19 protein-coding genes are annotated in these 16,088 nt (G+C 73.6%); 8 read left to right on the forward strand and 11 right to left on the reverse strand.

Going from position 1 to position 16,088, the window contains the following annotated elements; genetic code table 11:
- Positions 1 to 115: 115 nt before the first annotated feature.
- The 4 genes from AB0K43_RS27830 to cobU form a co-directional block, all read right to left on the reverse strand.
- Entirely contained in the window at positions 116 to 1,612 is a 1,497-nt protein-coding gene (locus AB0K43_RS27830; protein ID WP_363644469.1) for a leucyl aminopeptidase, read from the reverse strand.
- Between the two features lie 278 nt (positions 1,613 to 1,890).
- On the reverse strand, positions 1,891 to 2,655 hold the full coding sequence (locus AB0K43_RS27835) for an adenosylcobinamide-GDP ribazoletransferase (RefSeq protein WP_363644471.1): 765 nt from the start codon (positions 2,653 to 2,655) through the stop codon (positions 1,891 to 1,893).
- Between the two features lie 11 nt (positions 2,656 to 2,666).
- Positions 2,667 to 3,785: a nicotinate-nucleotide--dimethylbenzimidazole phosphoribosyltransferase gene (locus AB0K43_RS27840; protein WP_363644473.1), complete on the reverse strand. Its 1,119-nt coding sequence runs from the start codon at positions 3,783 to 3,785 to the stop codon at positions 2,667 to 2,669.
- A gap of 28 nt (positions 3,786 to 3,813) precedes the next feature.
- Entirely contained in the window at positions 3,814 to 4,377 is a 564-nt protein-coding gene (gene cobU, locus AB0K43_RS27845) for a bifunctional adenosylcobinamide kinase/adenosylcobinamide-phosphate guanylyltransferase (protein WP_363644475.1), read from the reverse strand.
- Positions 4,378 to 4,483: 106 nt separating this feature from the next.
- On the opposite strand from cobU, the gene AB0K43_RS27850 reads away from it, so the two are divergent.
- Positions 4,484 to 4,684 (forward strand): hypothetical protein, encoded by a 201-nt coding sequence (locus tag AB0K43_RS27850; protein WP_363644477.1) that lies wholly within the window; start codon positions 4,484 to 4,486, stop codon positions 4,682 to 4,684.
- Positions 4,685 to 4,699: 15 nt separating this feature from the next.
- Here AB0K43_RS27850 and AB0K43_RS27855 read toward each other — a convergent pair whose 3' ends face one another.
- Positions 4,700 to 5,470, reverse strand: a complete 771-nt coding sequence (locus AB0K43_RS27855) for a methyltransferase domain-containing protein (RefSeq protein WP_363644549.1) — start codon at positions 5,468 to 5,470, stop codon at positions 4,700 to 4,702.
- Positions 5,471 to 5,610: 140 nt separating this feature from the next.
- Entirely contained in the window at positions 5,611 to 6,207 is a 597-nt protein-coding gene (locus AB0K43_RS27860) for a DUF3043 domain-containing protein (RefSeq protein WP_363644479.1), read from the reverse strand.
- Positions 6,208 to 6,477: 270 nt separating this feature from the next.
- Between AB0K43_RS27860 and AB0K43_RS27865 the strand changes: the two genes are divergently transcribed.
- The gene (locus tag AB0K43_RS27865) at positions 6,478 to 7,263 is read left to right on the forward strand and encodes a PspA/IM30 family protein (RefSeq protein WP_363644481.1); all 786 of its coding nucleotides are present in this window, start codon (positions 6,478 to 6,480) and stop codon (positions 7,261 to 7,263) included.
- A 31-nt stretch (positions 7,264 to 7,294) separates the two neighbouring features.
- On the forward strand, positions 7,295 to 7,588 hold the full coding sequence (locus AB0K43_RS27870) for a hypothetical protein (protein ID WP_363644483.1): 294 nt from the start codon (positions 7,295 to 7,297) through the stop codon (positions 7,586 to 7,588).
- Positions 7,589 to 7,688: 100 nt separating this feature from the next.
- On the opposite strand, the gene nadA is transcribed toward AB0K43_RS27870, so the two are convergent.
- On the reverse strand, positions 7,689 to 8,870 hold the full coding sequence (nadA, locus tag AB0K43_RS27875; RefSeq protein ID WP_363644485.1) for a quinolinate synthase NadA: 1,182 nt from the start codon (positions 8,868 to 8,870) through the stop codon (positions 7,689 to 7,691).
- A gap of 191 nt (positions 8,871 to 9,061) precedes the next feature.
- Between nadA and AB0K43_RS27880 the strand changes: the two genes are divergently transcribed.
- The 3 genes from AB0K43_RS27880 (at position 9,062) to AB0K43_RS27890 (ending at position 12,151) form a co-directional block, all read left to right on the forward strand.
- Entirely contained in the window at positions 9,062 to 9,991 is a 930-nt protein-coding gene (locus AB0K43_RS27880; protein ID WP_363644487.1) for an NADP-dependent oxidoreductase, read from the forward strand.
- 85 nt (positions 9,992 to 10,076) lie between these two features.
- Positions 10,077 to 10,541 (forward strand): Lrp/AsnC family transcriptional regulator, encoded by a 465-nt coding sequence (locus AB0K43_RS27885; protein ID WP_363644489.1) that lies wholly within the window; start codon positions 10,077 to 10,079, stop codon positions 10,539 to 10,541.
- Between the two features lie 263 nt (positions 10,542 to 10,804).
- Entirely contained in the window at positions 10,805 to 12,151 is a 1,347-nt protein-coding gene (locus AB0K43_RS27890) for a pyridoxal-dependent decarboxylase (RefSeq protein WP_363644491.1), read from the forward strand.
- 38 nt (positions 12,152 to 12,189) lie between these two features.
- Here AB0K43_RS27890 and AB0K43_RS27895 read toward each other — a convergent pair whose 3' ends face one another.
- On the reverse strand, positions 12,190 to 13,062 hold the full coding sequence (locus AB0K43_RS27895; protein WP_363644493.1) for a GNAT family N-acetyltransferase: 873 nt from the start codon (positions 13,060 to 13,062) through the stop codon (positions 12,190 to 12,192).
- A gap of 204 nt (positions 13,063 to 13,266) precedes the next feature.
- Between AB0K43_RS27895 and erpA the strand changes: the two genes are divergently transcribed.
- On the forward strand, positions 13,267 to 13,623 hold the full coding sequence (gene erpA / locus AB0K43_RS27900; RefSeq protein WP_363644495.1) for an iron-sulfur cluster insertion protein ErpA: 357 nt from the start codon (positions 13,267 to 13,269) through the stop codon (positions 13,621 to 13,623).
- Positions 13,624 to 13,710: 87 nt separating this feature from the next.
- Here the strand turns inward: erpA and AB0K43_RS27905 are convergent, their stop codons facing one another.
- Together AB0K43_RS27905 and AB0K43_RS27910 are read right to left on the reverse strand one after the other, a co-directional pair.
- A complete protein-coding gene (locus AB0K43_RS27905; protein WP_363644497.1) occupies positions 13,711 to 14,328 on the reverse strand; it encodes a hypothetical protein in 618 nt (205 codons plus the stop codon).
- A 95-nt stretch (positions 14,329 to 14,423) separates the two neighbouring features.
- Positions 14,424 to 14,606, reverse strand: coding sequence for a hypothetical protein (locus AB0K43_RS27910; RefSeq protein WP_363644499.1), 183 nt, complete (start codon positions 14,604 to 14,606; stop codon positions 14,424 to 14,426).
- 256 nt (positions 14,607 to 14,862) lie between these two features.
- Here AB0K43_RS27910 and AB0K43_RS27915 point away from each other — a divergent pair, with 256 nt between their 5' ends.
- Complete coding sequence (locus tag AB0K43_RS27915; RefSeq protein ID WP_363644501.1) at positions 14,863 to 15,837, forward strand: carbohydrate kinase family protein; 975 nt, start codon at positions 14,863 to 14,865, stop codon at positions 15,835 to 15,837.
- Here the strand turns inward: AB0K43_RS27915 and AB0K43_RS27920 are convergent.
- Positions 15,830 to 16,088 (reverse strand): sulfurtransferase TusA family protein (locus AB0K43_RS27920; RefSeq protein ID WP_363644503.1); only part of this gene is annotated, 259 nt, incomplete at its 5' end. The two genes, AB0K43_RS27915 and AB0K43_RS27920, sit on opposite strands and share 8 nt — an antisense overlap.

Below are 16,088 nucleotides of genomic sequence, written 5' to 3' on the forward strand. Positions count from 1 at the left end.
CTGCGGAACAAAGTTTCGCCGGAGGCGAACAGGCGATCTGATTGCGAAGCCCGTTACCGGCTGGTAATGCCAAAGGGGCCCGGCGCCCTCGCGGTGCCGGGCCCCTCCGGAGGCATCACGCGTTCGCGGTGTCCTCGGCGAAGCGCACCAGGGTGCGGATCGCGCTGCCGGTGCCGCCCTTGGGGGTGTAGCCGTACGGCGCACCCTCGTGGAAGGCCGGGCCGGCGATGTCCAGGTGGGCCCAGTCGATGCCCTCGGCCACGAACTCCTTCAGGAACAGGCCGGCCACCAGGCCGCCGCCCATCCGCTCGCCCATGTTCTGCAGGTCGGCGATGGTGGTGTCGACCATGGCCTTGCGCAGCTCGGCCGGCAGCGGCATCGGCCAGGACTGCTCGCCGACCGCCTCGGCGGTCTCGTGCAGGCGGGTGCGCAGCTCGTCGTCGTTGGCCATCACGCCGAAGGTGCGGTTGCCCAGGGCGAGCACCATGGCGCCGGTCAGGGTGGCGACGTCGACGATCACGTCCGGGTTCTCCTCGCCGGCCCGGACGATCGCGTCGGCCAGCACCAGCCGGCCCTCGGCGTCGGTGTTGAGCACCTCGACCGTCTTGCCGCCGTACATCCGCAGCACGTCGCCGGGGCGGGTGGCGGAGCCGGACGGCATGTTCTCGGCCAGCGCGAGCCAGCCGGTGACGTTGACCGCGAGGCCCAGGCGCTTGGCGGCCACCACGGCGGCGAACACGGCGGCGGCGCCGGACATGTCGCACTTCATGGTCTCGTTGTGGCCGGCCGGCTTCAGCGAGATGCCGCCCGAGTCGTAGGTGATGCCCTTGCCGATGAAGGCGAGGGTCGCCTTGGCCTTCGGGTGGGTGTAGGCCACCTTCACCAGGCGGGGCGGGTTGGCCGAGCCGACGCCGACGCCGAGGATGCCGCCGAAGCCGCCCTTGGCCAGCGCCTTCTCGTCCAGCACCTCGACCTTGAGGCCGTGCTCCTTGCCGGCCGCCTGGGCGATCGCGGCGAAGGCCTTCGGGTGCAGGTCGTTCGGGGCGGTGTTGATCAGGTCGCGGGCGCGGTTGATCTCCTCGCCCAGCGCGGTGGCGCGCTCCGCGGCGGCCTTGGCGTCCTTGCTGCCCTTGCGGGCGGCCAGCAGCACCAGCTCGCCGACCGGCTCCTTGCCGCTGCCGGCACCCTTGTAGCTGCCGAAGCTGTACGAGCCGAGCAGGCCGCCCAGCGCGAGGGCCTCGATCTCCTCGGCCGACTCGGCGGGGAGCAGCAGCGCGGCCTTCTTGACGCCGGCCAGCGTACGGGCGGCGACACCGGCGGCCCGGCGCAGCGTCTCGGCGTCGTAGCCGCCCTCGGCGCTCTCGCCCAGGCCGACGGCCAGCACCAGCGGGGCCTTCAGGCCCGCGGCGGCGGGAAGCTTGACCGCCTCACCCTCGGCGCCGGTCGCGCCCAGGGTGGTGAGGACCTCGGCCAGCTTGCCCTCGAACGCCTCGACGACGGCCTCGGCGCCGGAGGCGACGACCAGGCCCTTGGGGCCCTTCGCCACGCCGATCACCAGGGCATCCGCACGCAGCGAGGCGGCGGAGGAGGTGCTCACAGACAGTGCAGTCACGTAAATGCGTCCTGTTCTTTCGCGGTCCACGGCCGGGTACGGCACCGGTGCCGTACCGGCATAACCCCGGCGTGTTCCGCGGGAAACGGGCACAGGGCTACGGTTGCTCCCCGCATGGTAGTCCGCATGGTGGGATCACGCGCCCCCGGTGTCCCGGCCGTCCGCCGGCCGCGGCCGGCGCACCTGCGCCGGTGGCACCTGTTGGCGGCCACGGGTCCATCGTCCGCGATCGGCCGTCAGCTGAGCGGGTATCGGCCTGCCGGCTCGTCAGGTGCAGCTCAGAGCAGGGTCAGTGCCACCAGCGCGCCGGTCGCCGCGGTCTCCGCGAGCGCCCCCAGCACGTCCCCGGTGACCCCGTCGAACCGCCGGACGCAGCGGCGCAGCAGCAGCCCGGCGCAGCCCAGCCCGAGCACCAGCGCCGCGGGGCCGCGCAGCGCCGGCCACCCCTGGCCGGCACCCGCCAGCCAGAGCAGCACCGCCGCGCCCGCGGAGACCGCGAAGGCCCCGGCCACCGGGACGGTGCCCGCGACCATCGCCCCCAGCCCGCCGGGCCGGGCCGCCGGCACCGGGCGCAGGCAGCCCCAGGCCAGCGCGCAGCGGGCGGTCACCGCCGCGGTCAGCACGGCGAGCGCGCCCTGCCCGGGCGAGTCGGTGAAGGCCTCCGCCAGGGCCGCGACCTGAGCCAGCAGCACCAGCAGCAGCGTCAGCACGCCGAACGGGCCGATGTCCGACTGCTTCATGATCCGCAGCGCGTCCTCGGCCGGTTTCCCGCTGCCCAGCCCGTCCGCGACGTCGGCCAGGCCGTCCAGGTGCAGCCCCCGGGTCAGGCCGGCGAGTGCCGCGACCGCGGCCACCGCCGCCAGCAGGGCGCCGCCGCGCGGCGCGACCAGCGCGCCGACCCCCGCCGCCAGGCCGCCCAGCACCAGCCCGACCAGCGGCGCCGCGAGCATCGCCCGCCCCGCCGTCGGCCGGTCCCAGCGGTCGACCCGCACCCGCAGCACCGACAACGTCCCGAACGCGAACCGCAGTCCGTCGAACGCCATCGGGGCCGCCCCTAGCCCCGGCCCAGCAGCTCCGCGGCGCTCGGCAGCCGGGCCGGCGGCCGCGGCTCCTGCGGTCCGGCGGCCGGCACCGCCGAGGGCTCGGCCAGGGTGTCCGAGGCGGCCTGCAGCAGCGGCAGCGCCAGCAGCGCGCCGGTGCCCTCGCCCATCGAGACGCCGAGGTCCTGCACCGGCGTCAGGGTCAGCCGGTCGTACGCCTTCGCCTGGGCCGGCTCACCGGTCGACATCCCGGCCTGCCACCACTCCGGTGCCCGGAACGCGATCCGCTGCGCCACCAGCGCGCAGGCGGCCGAGACCACACCGTCCAGCACCACCGGCAGCCGGCGCACGGCGGCCTGCAGCAGGAAGCCGGTGATCGCCGCGAAGTCCGCGCCACCGGCGGTCGCCAGCAGCGCCAGCTGGTCGCCCAGCACCGGGCGGGCCCGGCGCAGCGCGTCGCGCACGGTGGCGCACTTGCGCATCCAGATCCGGTCGTCGATGCCCGAGCCGCGCCCGGTGACGGCGGCGGCGTCGGTGCCGCACAGCGCGCCGATCAGGACGGCGGCGACGGTGGTCGAGCCGACTCCCAGGTCGCCGAGGACGATCAGGTCCGTCCCGGCGTCCGCCTCCTCGTCGGCGATCGCGATGCCGGCCCGGAACGCGCGGGCGGCCTCCTCGGCGCTCACCGCGTCCTCGACGTCGATCCGCCCGGAGCCGCGGCGCACCCGGTGCCGGACCACCTCCTCGGGGAACTCCCCGGGATCGGCGTCCACCGCGAGGTCGACCACCCGGACCTGCGCGCCGTAGCGGCGGGCGAGCAGCGCGACCGGCGCGGTGCCGTCCAGCACGGCGTGCACCCGGCGGGCGGTGCCGCCGACGGCCTCCAGCCGGGAGACCCCGAGCGAGGCGACCCCGTGGTCGCCGGCGAACAGCAGCACCTTGGCCGCGACCAGCGGCCGGGTCGGCGCGGCACCCTGCACCGAGGCGAGCCAGCTACCCAGCTCCTCCAACTGCCCGAGGCCGCCGCGCGGCTTGGCCGATGCCAGCCAGCGCTCCTCGGCGGCGCGCCGGGCACTCTCGTCGGGGCGCTCGACGAGCGAGGAGAACGTATCGAGATCCACGGTGGTGTCCATCGTCCGGAAGGCTACACGGCACCCGCCGTCAGGAGGCAGCAGGCTTGATGATCAGCGTCTGACCCGCTACGACGAGCAGGACCCGCTCCGAGGCCTCGGCCACCGCCATGTTCAGCCGGCCGAGGGTGTCCCGGAACCGCCGGCCGGCCGCAGTGGCCGGGACCACCCCCATCCCCACCTCGTTGCTCACCGCCACCACCTGACGCCCGGTCCGCCGCCAGGCCAGCGCCAGCGCGTCGCAGCGCGCCCGCACCGCCTGCTCGCCGCCGGCCGCCCACCGGTCGTCCGCCCAGGCGCCGTGCTCGTCCATCACCGCGGTCAGCCACAGCCCCAGGCAGTCCACCAGCACCGGCGCCGGGTCGGCCGGGTCCGCCAGCACGGTCTCCAGGTCGCAGGTCTCCGCGGTGCGCCAGCTCGCCGGCCGGCGCTCGCGGTGCAGCTCGATCCGCTGCGCCCACTCGGCGTCGCCGTCCCGGCGCCCGCCGGTCGCCACGTACAGCACGTCGGGGTGCCGGCCGAGCAACTGCTCGGCCCGGGTGGACTTGCCGGAGCGGGCGCCGCCGAGGATCAGGGTGCGGGGGAGGTGGGCCATGCGCCCCATCCTGCCGGAGAAGCGCCCTGACGAGGTATGGGACCGATCACGGCGGGCACGCTACTGTCCGTACGACACAGCGGTCGGACGGTGGGAGGAGCACGGCATGGTGTGGACGTGGCGGTTCGAGAAGGAGGACGGCTCCGAGGCCGTCGAGGCCGGCGGCCAGGAGGAGTTCACCAGCCAGGGAGACGCGGAGTCGTGGATCGGCGAGGCCTGGAAGGACCTGCGGGAGGGCGGCGCGGACCGCGCGGTGCTGCGCGACGACGACCAGGTCATCTACACGATGAGCCTGCACGAGGGCTGAGCCCCGCCGGGCGGCCTACTTGCCGCCGAAGATGTGGAGCAGGGCCGCGACCTGGCGGTACGGGTCCTGCCGGCCGGCCCGCTCCTCGGCGTCCAGCAGCTGGGCCAGCTGGCGGCCGTCGACCGGCGCCTCGTGGTCGGCGGTGTTGTCGGTGAACACCCGCACGCCGTACCAGGCGCGCAGCGGCACCGAGATCTCGGTCAGGGTGAGCGAGAGGTCGGTGAGCCGGTCGGCGCGGGCCGACAGGCCCAGCCGGTTGGTGTAGCGCACCGATTCGAAGGAGTGCAGGGCGGTCCGCCAGTCGCCGGCCAGGCCGGGGCGCATCGCCAGCGCGTCCGCGTTGCGCACCAGCAGCGAGAGGGTCCCGCCGGGGGCCAGCACCCGGGCCAGCGAGGCCAGCATCGGATCCGGGTCGGAGAGGTACCTGAGCACGTCGTGGCAGAGCACCACGTCGAAGCTGCGGGGGCCGAACCAGCGCCCGCAGTGGTGGCCGTCGCCGGTGTGCAGCTGCACCCGGGAGCGGACCTCCGCGGGCTCGGCCGCCAGCGCGGCCTGGGCGGCGCCGAGGGTCACCGGGTCCGGGTCGAGCCCGGTGACCAGGTGGCCGGCCCGGGCCAGCCGCAGCGCCTGGGTGCCCTGGCCGCAGCCGACGTCGAGCACCCGCAGACCGCTGTGCCCGGCCAGCTGCTCGGCGAGCTGCCGGGCCACCAGCTCCTGGCGGACCAGGTTGCGCAGCCCGCCCTGGCGCTCCAGCCACTGGCCGGCGGCGCTGCCGAGCGGCGGCATCCCGCGGGCCGGCAGGTGGGTGGGCGCGAGGGGGGTGGTGAACCGGTCGTGCTGACCGCCGCCCTGCCCGGGCAACGCGTGCCGCCCGGGGGCCGGCGGATCGACGGCGGACACCCAGTACGGCGGGACCGGCTCCGCGGTCAGGGCCGCTCGCCCCGCTTCACCTGCGGCTTGGGCAGCCGCAGCCGGCGCATCTGCAGCGTGCGCATCATGGCGTAGGCGACCACGCCGCGGGTGTTGTCGTCGGGGAAGCGCTCGCGCAGGGCCTTGCGCAGGCCGAGGCCCAGGCGCAGGAAGTCGAGGATCACCACGACGAAGAAGGCCATGAACAGCAGGGTGGAGAGCACCTGGAGCGACTGCACCCGCATCACGCTGAGCACCAGCACGACCACCGCGTACGGCAGGAAGAACTCGGCTGCCGACCAGCGGGAGTCGATGAAGTCACGGGCGAAGCGTCGCACCGGGCCCTTGTCGCGGGCGGGGAGGTAGCGCTCGTCGCCCTCCAGCAGGGCGGTGCGCTGCTTCTCGCGCTCGGTGCGCATCCGGTCGCGGGCCTGGCGGTTCGCCTCCTTGCGGTCCTTGGGCACGGTCACCCGGGTCCGCCGGTGGGCCTCGGCCTCACTGCGCTTGGGCGTCGGCCGGCCCTTGGGGGCCTGCGGGTCACGGGACAGGGTCTTCTCGTCCTGCTCGGCCAGCGCGGTGGCGGAGGAGGCGTCATCTGAGCGGCGTCGGAACACATCACCAGCGTACGTGCTGACCGGGTGCTTTCGGCCAGGGCCGTCGGACCCAAAGCGGTATCGATCACCCGGGCGTGTCCCCAGGGGCTGCCCCGACCTCCGGTGGATCATGGGATCAGGGTCGGATCCACCCCAGGGACGATGCCGCACGGGCGCCTGGTGTAGCAGTCTTGTTGCAGCTCGTGCACTGCGGCGAACACCTCGCTGCGAATACACTCGACGTGTTACGAGACGAATCCGCAGGCCCGAAGAAGGGGGCACTCGAGGCCCATGAGCGACGGAATCATGAAGCGTATGGGGCTGATCTTCCGCTCCAAGGCGAACAAGGCCTTGGACCGGGCGGAGGACCCGCGCGAGACGCTCGACTACTCCTACCAGAAGCAGCTCGAACTGCTGCAGAAGGTGCGCAGGGGCGTCGCCGACGTGGCCACCTCGCGCAAGCGGCTGGAGCTCCAGCTCACCCAGCTCCAGCAGCAGTCCGCGAAGTACGAGGACCAGGGCCGCAAGGCGCTCTCGCTCGGCCGCGAGGATTTGGCCCGCGAGGCCCTGACCCGCAAGTCCAACCTGCAGTCCCAGATCACCGACCTGGAGACGCAGTACCAGCAGCTGCAGGCCGAGGAGGAGAAGCTCACGCTGGCCTCCCAGCGGCTGCAGGCCAAGGTGGACGCCTTCCGCACCAAGAAGGAGACCATCAAGGCCACCTACACCGCGGCCCAGGCGCAGACCCGGATCGCGGAGTCCTTCTCGGGCATCTCGGAGGAGATGGGCGACGTCGGCCTGGCGATCCAGCGGGCCGAGGACAAGACCGCCCAGATGCAGGCCCGGGCCGGCGCGATCGACGAGCTGCTGGCCTCCGGCGCGCTCGACGACGCCAGCGGTCTCGGCCGCAAGGACGACATCGAGGCCGAGCTGGAGCGGGTGGCCGGCGGCAGCGACGTCGAGCTGGAGCTGGCCCGGATGAAGGCCGAGCTCACCGGTGGCACCCCGGGCGGGGCGCCGCAGGCGATCGAGCAGGGCAAGCAGGACACCCCGCCCACCATCAACTACAACAAGTGACCTGACCTCGACGGACCGGGAGACGCGCGGCATGATCATGAGGGTCATGGGTGAGGGGCAGTTCAAGGTCGGCGACGGCCACCTGAACGAGCTCAACCGGCTCGACGACGAGCTGCTCACCGCGCTGGAGGCGGGTGACGAGACGGGCTTCCGGGCCGCCCTCGGCAACCTGCTCGAAGCCGTGAGGAAGTTCGGCACGCCGTTGCCGGACGACTCCCTGGAGCCGTCCGATCTGATCCTTCCCGACGCCGAGGCGACGGTGGAGGAGGTCCGCGAGATGCTGCGGGACGAGGGCGACGGCCTGATCCCGGGGCTTCCGGAGTAGTCCGTGACATGGAGCGGGGCGGCACCCACCGGGTGCCGCCCCGCTCCATGTCCGCATGCCTGTGCGGAAACGTTCCTGCTTGCCGTGGGCCCGGTCCGGGCTACGGCAGGGCCAGCATCCGGTCCAGCGCCGCCTTGGCGTACTTCTCGGTCTCCGGGTCGACCGTGATCACGTTCGGCACCCGGCCGTCCACCAGCGACTCCAGCGCCCAGACCAGGTGCGGCAGGTCGATCCGGTTCATGGTGGAGCAGAAGCAGACCGCCCGGTCCAGGAAGACGATCTCCTTGTCCGGGTGCGCCTTGGCCAGCCGGCGGACCAGGTTCAGCTCGGTGCCGATGGCCCACTTGGAGCCGGGCTCGGCCGCGTCCAATGCCTTGATGATGTACTCGGTCGAGCCCACCATGTCGGCGGCCGAGACCACCTCGTGCTTGCACTCGGGGTGCACCAGCACGGTGACCCCGGGGATCCGGGCCCGCACGTCGTTCACCGAGTCCAGCGAGAACCGGCCGTGCACCGAGCAGTGGCCGCGCCAGAGGATCATCTTCGCGTCGCGCAGCTGCTCGGCGGTGAGCCCGCCGTTCGGCTTGTGCGGGTTGTAGAGCACGCAGTCGTCCAGCGAGAAGCCCATGTCGCGCACGGCGGTGTTGCGGCCGAGGTGCTGGTCCGGCAGGAAGAGCACCTTCTCGCCCTGCTCGTACGCCCACTCCAGGGCCCGCTGGGCGTTGGAGGAGGTGCAGATGGTGCCGCCGTGCTTGCCGGTGAAGGCCTTGATGTCGGCCGAGGAGTTCATGTACGAGACCGGGACGGTCACGTCCGCGATGCCCGCCTCGGTCAGCACGTCCCAGCATTCGGCGACCTGCTCGGCGGTGGCCATGTCGGCCATCGAGCAGCCGGCCGCCAGGTCCGGCAGCACGACCTGCTGGGCGCTGCTGGTGAGGATGTCCGCGGACTCCGCCATGAAGTGCACGCCGCAGAAGACGATGTACTCGGCCTCCGGGCGGGCGGCGGCGTCCCGGGCGAGCTTGAAGGAGTCACCGGTGACGTCGGCGAACTCGATGACCTCGTCGCGCTGGTAGTGGTGCCCCAGGATGAAGACGCGGTCGCCGAGCTTCTCCTTGGCCACCCGGGCGCGCTCGACCAGGTCGGGGTCGGAGGCGGCGGGGAGGTCGCCGGGGCACTCGACGCCGCGCTCGCTGTTGGGGTCGGCCTCGCGGCCGAGGAGCAGCAGTGCGAGCGGCGTCGGGGTGGGGTCGACACCGTAGGTCTCGGTGATGGTGGTCACGGGCGGGTGCCCTCCTGTGCGGCCGATCGAACGAACCAGCCTTCTCGTCTATCTGACACTATCTATGATAACCCGTTAGCGTCACTCTGACGATGGCCGTCCTGTCAGTGTGACGAGAACCGCTCGCCGGTTCGGCGTCTTCCCGGCGTGCCCGAATCGATATCCGGGCCCGGTCGCGCTTGGCTTGAGCCATGAAGGCAATCGCGATCAGAAGGTACGGCGGCCCCGAGGTCGTCGAGTACACCGAACTGCCGGATCCCAAGGTGGGGCCGGACTCGGTCCTGGTGCAGGTCAAGGCCGCGGGGGTCAATCCGGTCGACTGGAAGATCCGCGAGGGCGGGATGGACGGCCTGATGGACGTCCACTTCCCGTTGATCATGGGGTGGGACCTGGCCGGCGTGGTGCTGGCGGTCGGCGGCGCGGTCACCGAGTTCGCCCCGGGCGACGAGGTGATCGGCTACGTCCGCAAGGACGCGGTGGAACACGGTACCTACGCCGAACTGGTCTCCGCGCCGGTGCGCACCCTGGCGCGCAAGCCCGCCTCGCTCGGCTGGGCGCAGGCCGGCGGCCTGCCGCTGGCCGGGCTGACCGCCCGGCAGTGCCTGGTCGGGGCGCTCGATCTGCAGCGGGGCGAGAGCCTGCTGGTGCACGGTGCGGCGGGCGGGGTCGGCTGCCTCGCGGTGCAGTTGGCGGTCGCGATCGGCGCCCGGGTGATCGGCACCGCGAGCGAGCGCAACCACGCCTTCCTGCGCGAGCTGGGCGCCGAGCCGGTGGCGCACGGCGAGGGGCTGGTGGACCGGCTGCGCGAGCTCGCCCCCGAGGGCGTGGACGCCGCGCTGGACCTGGTCGGCGGCGCTGAGCCGCTGGAGGTCTCGGCCCAGCTGGTGGCCGATCCGGCCCGGATGGTCTCGATCGCCGACTACGGGGTGGTGGCCCGCGGCGGCCGCTACGTCTTCGTCCGCCCGGACGCCGAAGGCCTGGCCGAACTGGCCGCGCTGGCCGACCGGGGCGGGCTTCGGGTGCCGGTGGCGTCCACCTTCCCGCTCGCCCAGGCGGCCTCCGCGCAGGCACTGAACGCCGAGGGCCGGACCAGGGGCAAGATCGTGCTGCTGGTGGACTGAGCCCGGTCCTGGTCAGAATGGGGGTGGGGCGCCGTTCGCCACGGCGCCCCACCCCCCACCCGCACCACCTGTGGAGCCCGCACCGATGACCACGCACCGACCGGCAGACCAGGGCGGGGCGTCGCTGGACGAGACCGACCGGCTGCTGCTGGAGCACCTGAGCCGGGACGGCCGCGCCTCGTACGCGGAGATCGGGCTGCTGGCCAACCTCTCCGCGACCGCCGTCCGCCGCCGGATCGACCGGCTGCGCTCGCGCGGCGTGGTGCGCGGCTTCACCGTGGTGCTCGACCCCGGGCTGCTGGGCTGGCAGACCGAGGCCTTCGTCGAGGTGTACTGCCGGGAGCGCACCGCGCCCGAGGAGATCCTGGCCAGCCTGCGGCAGTTCCCCGAGGTGGTCGCCGCCTGGACGGTCACCGGGGATCCGGACGCGCTGGTGCACCTGCGGGCCTCCGACACCCGGCACCTGGAGGCGGTGATCGAGCGGATCCGCAAGGAGCCCGGCGTGCAGCGCAGCCGCAGCTCGGTGGTGCTCTCCCGGCTGATCGGCTGACACCGCGAGGCCGCTTCGGCACCCCGCCGCGGGGGCGGTCGGGGAACGCGCAGGATTCCTGCGCCAACCGGCCCGAACGCGCTCGAATCCGTCCCGGAGGGCCTCGTTCCGACGCGCGAAGGAACGTTTCTGCTGCCTAGGCTGAAGAGCGTCCGGTCGGCCCCCAGGAACCCCACCAGCCGCCGGAATCCCCGCTCCGGGAGCAGCCCGTCGAGCCGCGAGAACGACTGAGAGGGACACCGGTGTCCGCAGCCCCGCACCGCATGCACCAGCCCGACAACGAGCTGGTCGACCTGGTCTTCGACTACATGCGCGAGCGGCTCCAGTACGACCCCGTGCCGCTCGACCACCCCGGTGACGGCGACCACCTGCGCGGCCAGCTGGCCGGCCTGCTGAACGAGCGCGGCAACCCCGCCGCCGACGTGCTCAAGCTCTACGACCACGAGCTCTCCAGAGCCGTGATCTCCGCCGACAGCCCGCGCTACCTGTCCTTCATCCCGTGCGCCCCCACCAAGGCCGCGCTGCTCTTCGACATGGTGGTCTCCTGCGCCTCCCTGCAGGGCATCTCCTGGCTGGAGGCGGCCGGCGCGATCGCCGCCGAGAACCAGGTGCTGCGCCTGATCGCCGACCGTGCGGGCCTGCCCGCGACGGCCGGCGGCACCTTCGTCTCCGGCGGCTCGGCCGGCAACCTGTCGGCGCTGGTGGTCGCCCGCGACACCGCCCGGCGCCGGCTCGGCGTCGGCCCCGAGGCCCGGCTGCGGATCGCCGTCGCCGACCAGGTGCACTCCTCGGTCAAGAACACCTTCAACATCATCGGCGTGGAGGCCTTCAAGGTCCCGACCGTCGACCGCCGCTTCACCGGCGAGGCGCTGCGGGCCGCGCTGGCCGCCGACCCCGACCCGGAGACGGTGATCGCGGTGGTCGGCACCGCCGGCACCACCAACGAGGGCATCGTCGACGACCTGGCCGGCCTGTCCGAGGTCACCCGCGAGCGCGGCCTGTGGTTCCACGTCGACGGCGCGTACGGCGGCGCCGGCCTGTTCGCGCCGTCCGTCCGGGAGCGCTACAACGGCATCGAGCACGCCGACTCCTTCGTGGTGGACCCGCACAAGTGGCTGTTCGCGCCGTTCGACTGCGCCGCGCTGATCTACCGCAACCCCCAGCTCGCCCGGGCCGTGCACACCCAGGACGCCTCCTACCTGGACGTCCTGCACACCGAGGGCGACGAGTGGAACCCCACCGACTACGCCTACCACCTCACCCGGCGCGCCCGCGGCCTGCCGCTCTGGTTCTCGCTGGCGGTGCACGGCACCCAGGCGTACACCGACGCGATCGAGGAGGGGCTGACGCTGGCCCGGGAGACCGCCCAGGTGATCCGGGACACCGAGCACCTGGAGCTGCTGCACGACCCGCAGCTCTCCGCCGTCTGCTTCCGCCGCACCGGCTGGACCCGCGAGGACTACTACCGCTGGTCCCAGCAGCTCCTCGCGGACCAGGTCGGCTTCGTCACCCCCACCGGCTGGGACGGCGAGACCGTCGCCCGCTTCGCCTTCCTCCACCCCGGCACCACGATGGAGATGGTCCACGAGATCCTCGCCACCATGGTCTGAGGCCGTCCGGGCAGCTCCGGCCGGGGCGGGCGCCCCGGCTAGAGCAGCCCCCGGTCGGGGATGTACGGCATCGGGGGCCGCATCCCGCGCAGGGCGAGGTAGCCGTGGGTCTCCACCGTGAGGCCGAGCTCCAGCCCCACGTCGACCGCCCACTCCTGCTCGGCCGTGAGGTGCTCCACCCGCGCCTCGGCCCCGTCCGGCACCCGGGCCAGTGCCTCCCGCAGCAGCCGGGTCGCGATCCGCTTCGAGGTCGCGCCGAGCAGCTTGACCGCCCCGCCGTCCCGGTAGCAGTACCCGCTGCCGGCCAGGCTGTCCGCGATCAGCAGCTCCTCGTAGTGGCCCAGCAGGTAGGCGTGGTCCGGCCCGCGCGCGGCCCCCCGCAGCCGGCGGTCGACCGAGTCGAGCAGGTGCAGCTGGGCGGCGCCCCCGGGGTGCACCGGGATGTCGCCCGGATCCAGCAGACCGGAGCGGTCGACCGGGCCGCTCAGCGTCATCGCCGGGTGCAGGGTGAACCCGGCCCGCCGGTAGTGCCGGGCCGCGGCCGGCGACGGGGCGCCGCAGACCATCCCGCGCAGGCACCCCCGCCCGTACGCGGCGGTCCGCTCCAGCAGCAGCCGGCCGACCCCGTGCCCCCGGGCCCGCGGCACCACCGCGAACAGCGCCATGATCCAGACACCCTCGCGCCGCAGCGACAGCGCCGCCCCGACCGGCTCGCCGCCCTGCTCGGCGATCCAGCAGCCCGCCGGGTCCGCCCGCACCAGGTGCCGGGTGAGGGCCAGCTGCTGCACGGTCGGGGGCCGGTCGCCGGGCCGGTCGGCCCCGCCACCGGGCTGCCGGCGGAAGGCCACCCGGGCCACGCGCTGCACGGCCCCGGCGTCCGCCGCCGTGTCCTGGAGCTGACGAAGGATCACGTCTGCCATCCTGGCCGCAGGGGGCCCGTGACGTGGCCGGTTCGCCCGGATCGGGCGGTGACCGAGGTCCCGCGGTGTGCGAGCATGGGTGTGTGGGGGAGCGGGCGACGAAAAGTCCCCCGGAAGCACCACCGACCGGAAATGATTCCGGGAGGCCGCTGGTTGGCACTGGCGGCAGATAGTCGTCAAAGACCGGGAGTAAGCATGACCGTCCAGGACGAGACCACCAAGGTCGAGAGTGGCATCCAGCTCACCGATGCCGCAGCGGCCAAGGTGAAGGGCCTGCTCGACCAGGAGGGCCGCGACGACCTCGCGCTGCGGGTCGCCGTGCAGCCGGGCGGCTGCTCGGGCCTCCGCTACCAGCTGTTCTTCGACGAGCGCTCGCTGGACGGCGACGTCGTCAAGGACTTCAACGGTGTGAAGGTCGTCACCGACCGGATGAGCGCCCCTTACCTGGGCGGCGCCACCGTCGATTTCGTCGACACCATCGAGAAGCAGGGCTTCACGATCGACAACCCGAACGCCACGGGCTCCTGCGCCTGCGGTGACTCGTTCAGCTAAGCGCTGACCTGCCGAAGGGCGGCGCCGGGGTACTCCCGGCGCCGCCCTTCCGTCATGACCGGCCCGGCTCCCACGGGCGGCCCGAGGTCAGCGCGGCCCGCCGGCCGGCTCCCCGCCCGGCTGGACCTGCTCGCCGGTGGCCACGTCGAGCACGGCCTCACCGTGGAACGGCTGCGCCAGCTTGGCCGACACCTCGTTCACCTTGACCAGGGCGGCGCAGGCCTGCCCCCTGGGCGCGGGCTGGGCGATCACCACCCGCACCCGGATCACCCCGGGCGTGGCCTCCTCGGCCTTGAGCCCGTACTTGTCGCAGGTGCCGCCGTAGAACGAGACCACCAGCGTGCTCCCGCCGTCGACCCGGTAGCCGAGCGCCGGGTACTTCGGGGCCGTCGGGTCCGGCTCGCCCACGGCGATGCCGGGGTGGCTCGGGTTCGCCGCGGACGGCTGGGCGCTCGGGTCGGCCGGCGGGGTGGAGGCCGGGGCGGACCCGGAGGCGGGCGGCGAGGCCGACGTACTCGGGCCGGCGCTGCCCGGCGAGGCGGCCCCCGAGGAGGCCGCCCCCGCCGAGGAGCTGTCCGAGGCGGTGGTCGATCCGGTCTGCCCGCAGGCGGCCAGCGCGCCTGCCCCGAGCAGCACGGCGGCCAGTGCGACGGCGCCGCGGCGATGGGCGGCCCGGAACGGTACGGCTGCGGTCCTGTCGTCCATGGTGTGACTTCCTCCCGAGGGCTGCGCAGCCCGCCTTCGCGGTGCTGCGCGGATGTGACGTGCCCCGGAGGAATCCGGTTCCCCGGCCCGGTGGATCAGCCGCCGTAGTCCGGCATTCCGGCCACCAGGCGCTGCGCCCCGGGCGACACCTTCACACCGCCCGGCGCGGCGGCGGCCGGCTGGGGGCCCGGCGCCAGCGGGGGCCAGAACCGCCCCAGCCGTCGGGAGGAGCTGACCAGCGCGGCCAGGCTGTCCGGATCGGCGTCACCCCGCGGCATGCTCGGCGGCCTGACGGGGGAGTGGCTGGGCATCATCGGTCTTCGCTCCGATCGCCGCGCCGCGGCGCTCTGCCGCGGATCTGGAGGGGCCGGTCCGGCCCTCTGTCTGCGACCCTAGGCCCGCCCGGGCGGCCCGGCCAGGCCTACCACGGGGTAGCACTCGCAGGACGGAAGGTCGGCCCGGCGCGCGGACCCCTGTACCGTAGGTGAGTTACCGTTCACCGCTTCCGGCCCCCTTCCGCCCGAGGAGACCTCCGTGCGTATCGCCGTCGCCGGCTCGATCGCCACCGACCACCTGACGACCTTCCCCGGTCGCTTCGCCGATCAGCTGGTCGCAGAGCAGCTGCACACCGTCTCGCTCTCCTTCCTGGTCGACACCCTCGACATCCGGCGCGGCGGCGTCGGTCCCAACATCGCCTTCGGCATGGGCAGCCTGGGCCTGCGCCCGATCCTGGTCGGCGCGGCCGGCGCGGACTTCGACGAGTACCGCAGCTGGCTGGAGCGCAACGGCGTGGACACCCAGGCGGTGCACATCTCGGAGACCCGGCACACCGCCCGCTTCATGTGCACCACCGACCAGGACCACAACCAGATCGCCTCCTTCTACACCGGGGCGATGGCCGAGGCGCGCAACATCGAGCTCAAGCCGATCGCCGACCGGGTCGGCGGCCTCGACCTGGTGCTGATCGGCGCGGACGACCCGCAGGGCATGGTGCGGCACACCCAGGAGTGCCGCACCCGCGGGTACGCCTTCGCCGCCGACCCCTCCCAGCAGCTGGCCCGCCTGGAGGGCGACGACATCCGCGAGATCGTGGACGGCGCCGCGTACCTCTTCACCAACGAGTACGAGGCCGCGCTGATCGAGACCAAGACCGGCTGGGGCGCGGAGGAGATCCTCTCCCGGGTCGGCACCCGGGTCACCACCCTCGGCGCCAAGGGCGTCCGGATCCAGCGCAAGGGCGAGCCGGACATCACCGTCGGCTGCCCCGCCGAGGACCGCAAGGCCGACCCGACCGGCGTCGGCGACGGCTTCCGGGCCGGCTTCCTGGCGGGCCTGTCCTGGGATCTCGGCCTGGAGCGCTCCGCCCAGCTCGGCTGCATGCTCGCCACCCTGGTGATCGAGACCGTCGGCACCCAGGAGTACCAGCTGCGCCGCGGCTCCTTCCTCAAGCGCTTCGAGACCGCCTACGGCGCCGAGGCCGCCGCCGAGGTCCGGGCCAAGCTCAGCTGACCCGGCGGACCAGGTAGGCCCGGCCCCGGTCGCCGCCGTACCCGGCGGCCGGGGCCTCACCGAGGTACTCCTGCCCACGCATCTCGCACCACGCCGGAACGTCCAGCCGAGCCGCCTCGTCGTCCGCCAGCACCACCACGACCCCCCCGACCGGCACCTCGCCGAACCGCTTCGCCAACTCGATCACCGGCAACGGACACCGCTTCCCCAGCGCATTTACGGTGATTCGCCCGCTCGCCTCCGGACGCTCC

The sequence above is a fragment of the Kitasatospora sp. NPDC049258 genome (assembly GCF_040678895.1).
In the GTDB taxonomy this organism is placed as follows: domain Bacteria; phylum Actinomycetota; class Actinomycetes; order Streptomycetales; family Streptomycetaceae; genus Kitasatospora.

Excerpts from the sequence above, each read along its gene's own strand:
- AB0K43_RS27835 (WP_363644471.1), bottom strand. The coding sequence starts at position 2,655 with ATGGCGTTCGACGGACTGCGGTTCGCGTTCGGGACGTTGTCGGTGCTG.
- AB0K43_RS27840 (WP_363644473.1), bottom strand. The coding sequence starts at position 3,785 with ATGGACACCACCGTGGATCTCGATACGTTCTCCTCGCTCGTCGAGCGC.
- cobU (WP_363644475.1), bottom strand. The coding sequence starts at position 4,377 with ATGGCCCACCTCCCCCGCACCCTGATCCTCGGCGGCGCCCGCTCCGGC.
- AB0K43_RS27850 (WP_363644477.1), top strand. The coding sequence starts at position 4,484 with ATGGTGTGGACGTGGCGGTTCGAGAAGGAGGACGGCTCCGAGGCCGTC.
- AB0K43_RS27855 (WP_363644549.1), bottom strand. The coding sequence starts at position 5,470 with ATGCCGCCGCTCGGCAGCGCCGCCGGCCAGTGGCTGGAGCGCCAGGGC.
- AB0K43_RS27865 (WP_363644481.1), top strand. The coding sequence starts at position 6,478 with ATGAGCGACGGAATCATGAAGCGTATGGGGCTGATCTTCCGCTCCAAG.
- AB0K43_RS27870 (WP_363644483.1), top strand. The coding sequence starts at position 7,295 with ATGATCATGAGGGTCATGGGTGAGGGGCAGTTCAAGGTCGGCGACGGC.
- AB0K43_RS27880 (WP_363644487.1), top strand. The coding sequence starts at position 9,062 with ATGAAGGCAATCGCGATCAGAAGGTACGGCGGCCCCGAGGTCGTCGAG.
- AB0K43_RS27885 (WP_363644489.1), top strand. The coding sequence starts at position 10,077 with ATGACCACGCACCGACCGGCAGACCAGGGCGGGGCGTCGCTGGACGAG.
- AB0K43_RS27890 (WP_363644491.1), top strand. The coding sequence starts at position 10,805 with ATGCACCAGCCCGACAACGAGCTGGTCGACCTGGTCTTCGACTACATG.
- erpA (WP_363644495.1), top strand. The coding sequence starts at position 13,267 with ATGACCGTCCAGGACGAGACCACCAAGGTCGAGAGTGGCATCCAGCTC.
- AB0K43_RS27905 (WP_363644497.1), bottom strand. The coding sequence starts at position 14,328 with ATGGACGACAGGACCGCAGCCGTACCGTTCCGGGCCGCCCATCGCCGC.
- AB0K43_RS27910 (WP_363644499.1), bottom strand. The coding sequence starts at position 14,606 with ATGCCGCGGGGTGACGCCGATCCGGACAGCCTGGCCGCGCTGGTCAGC.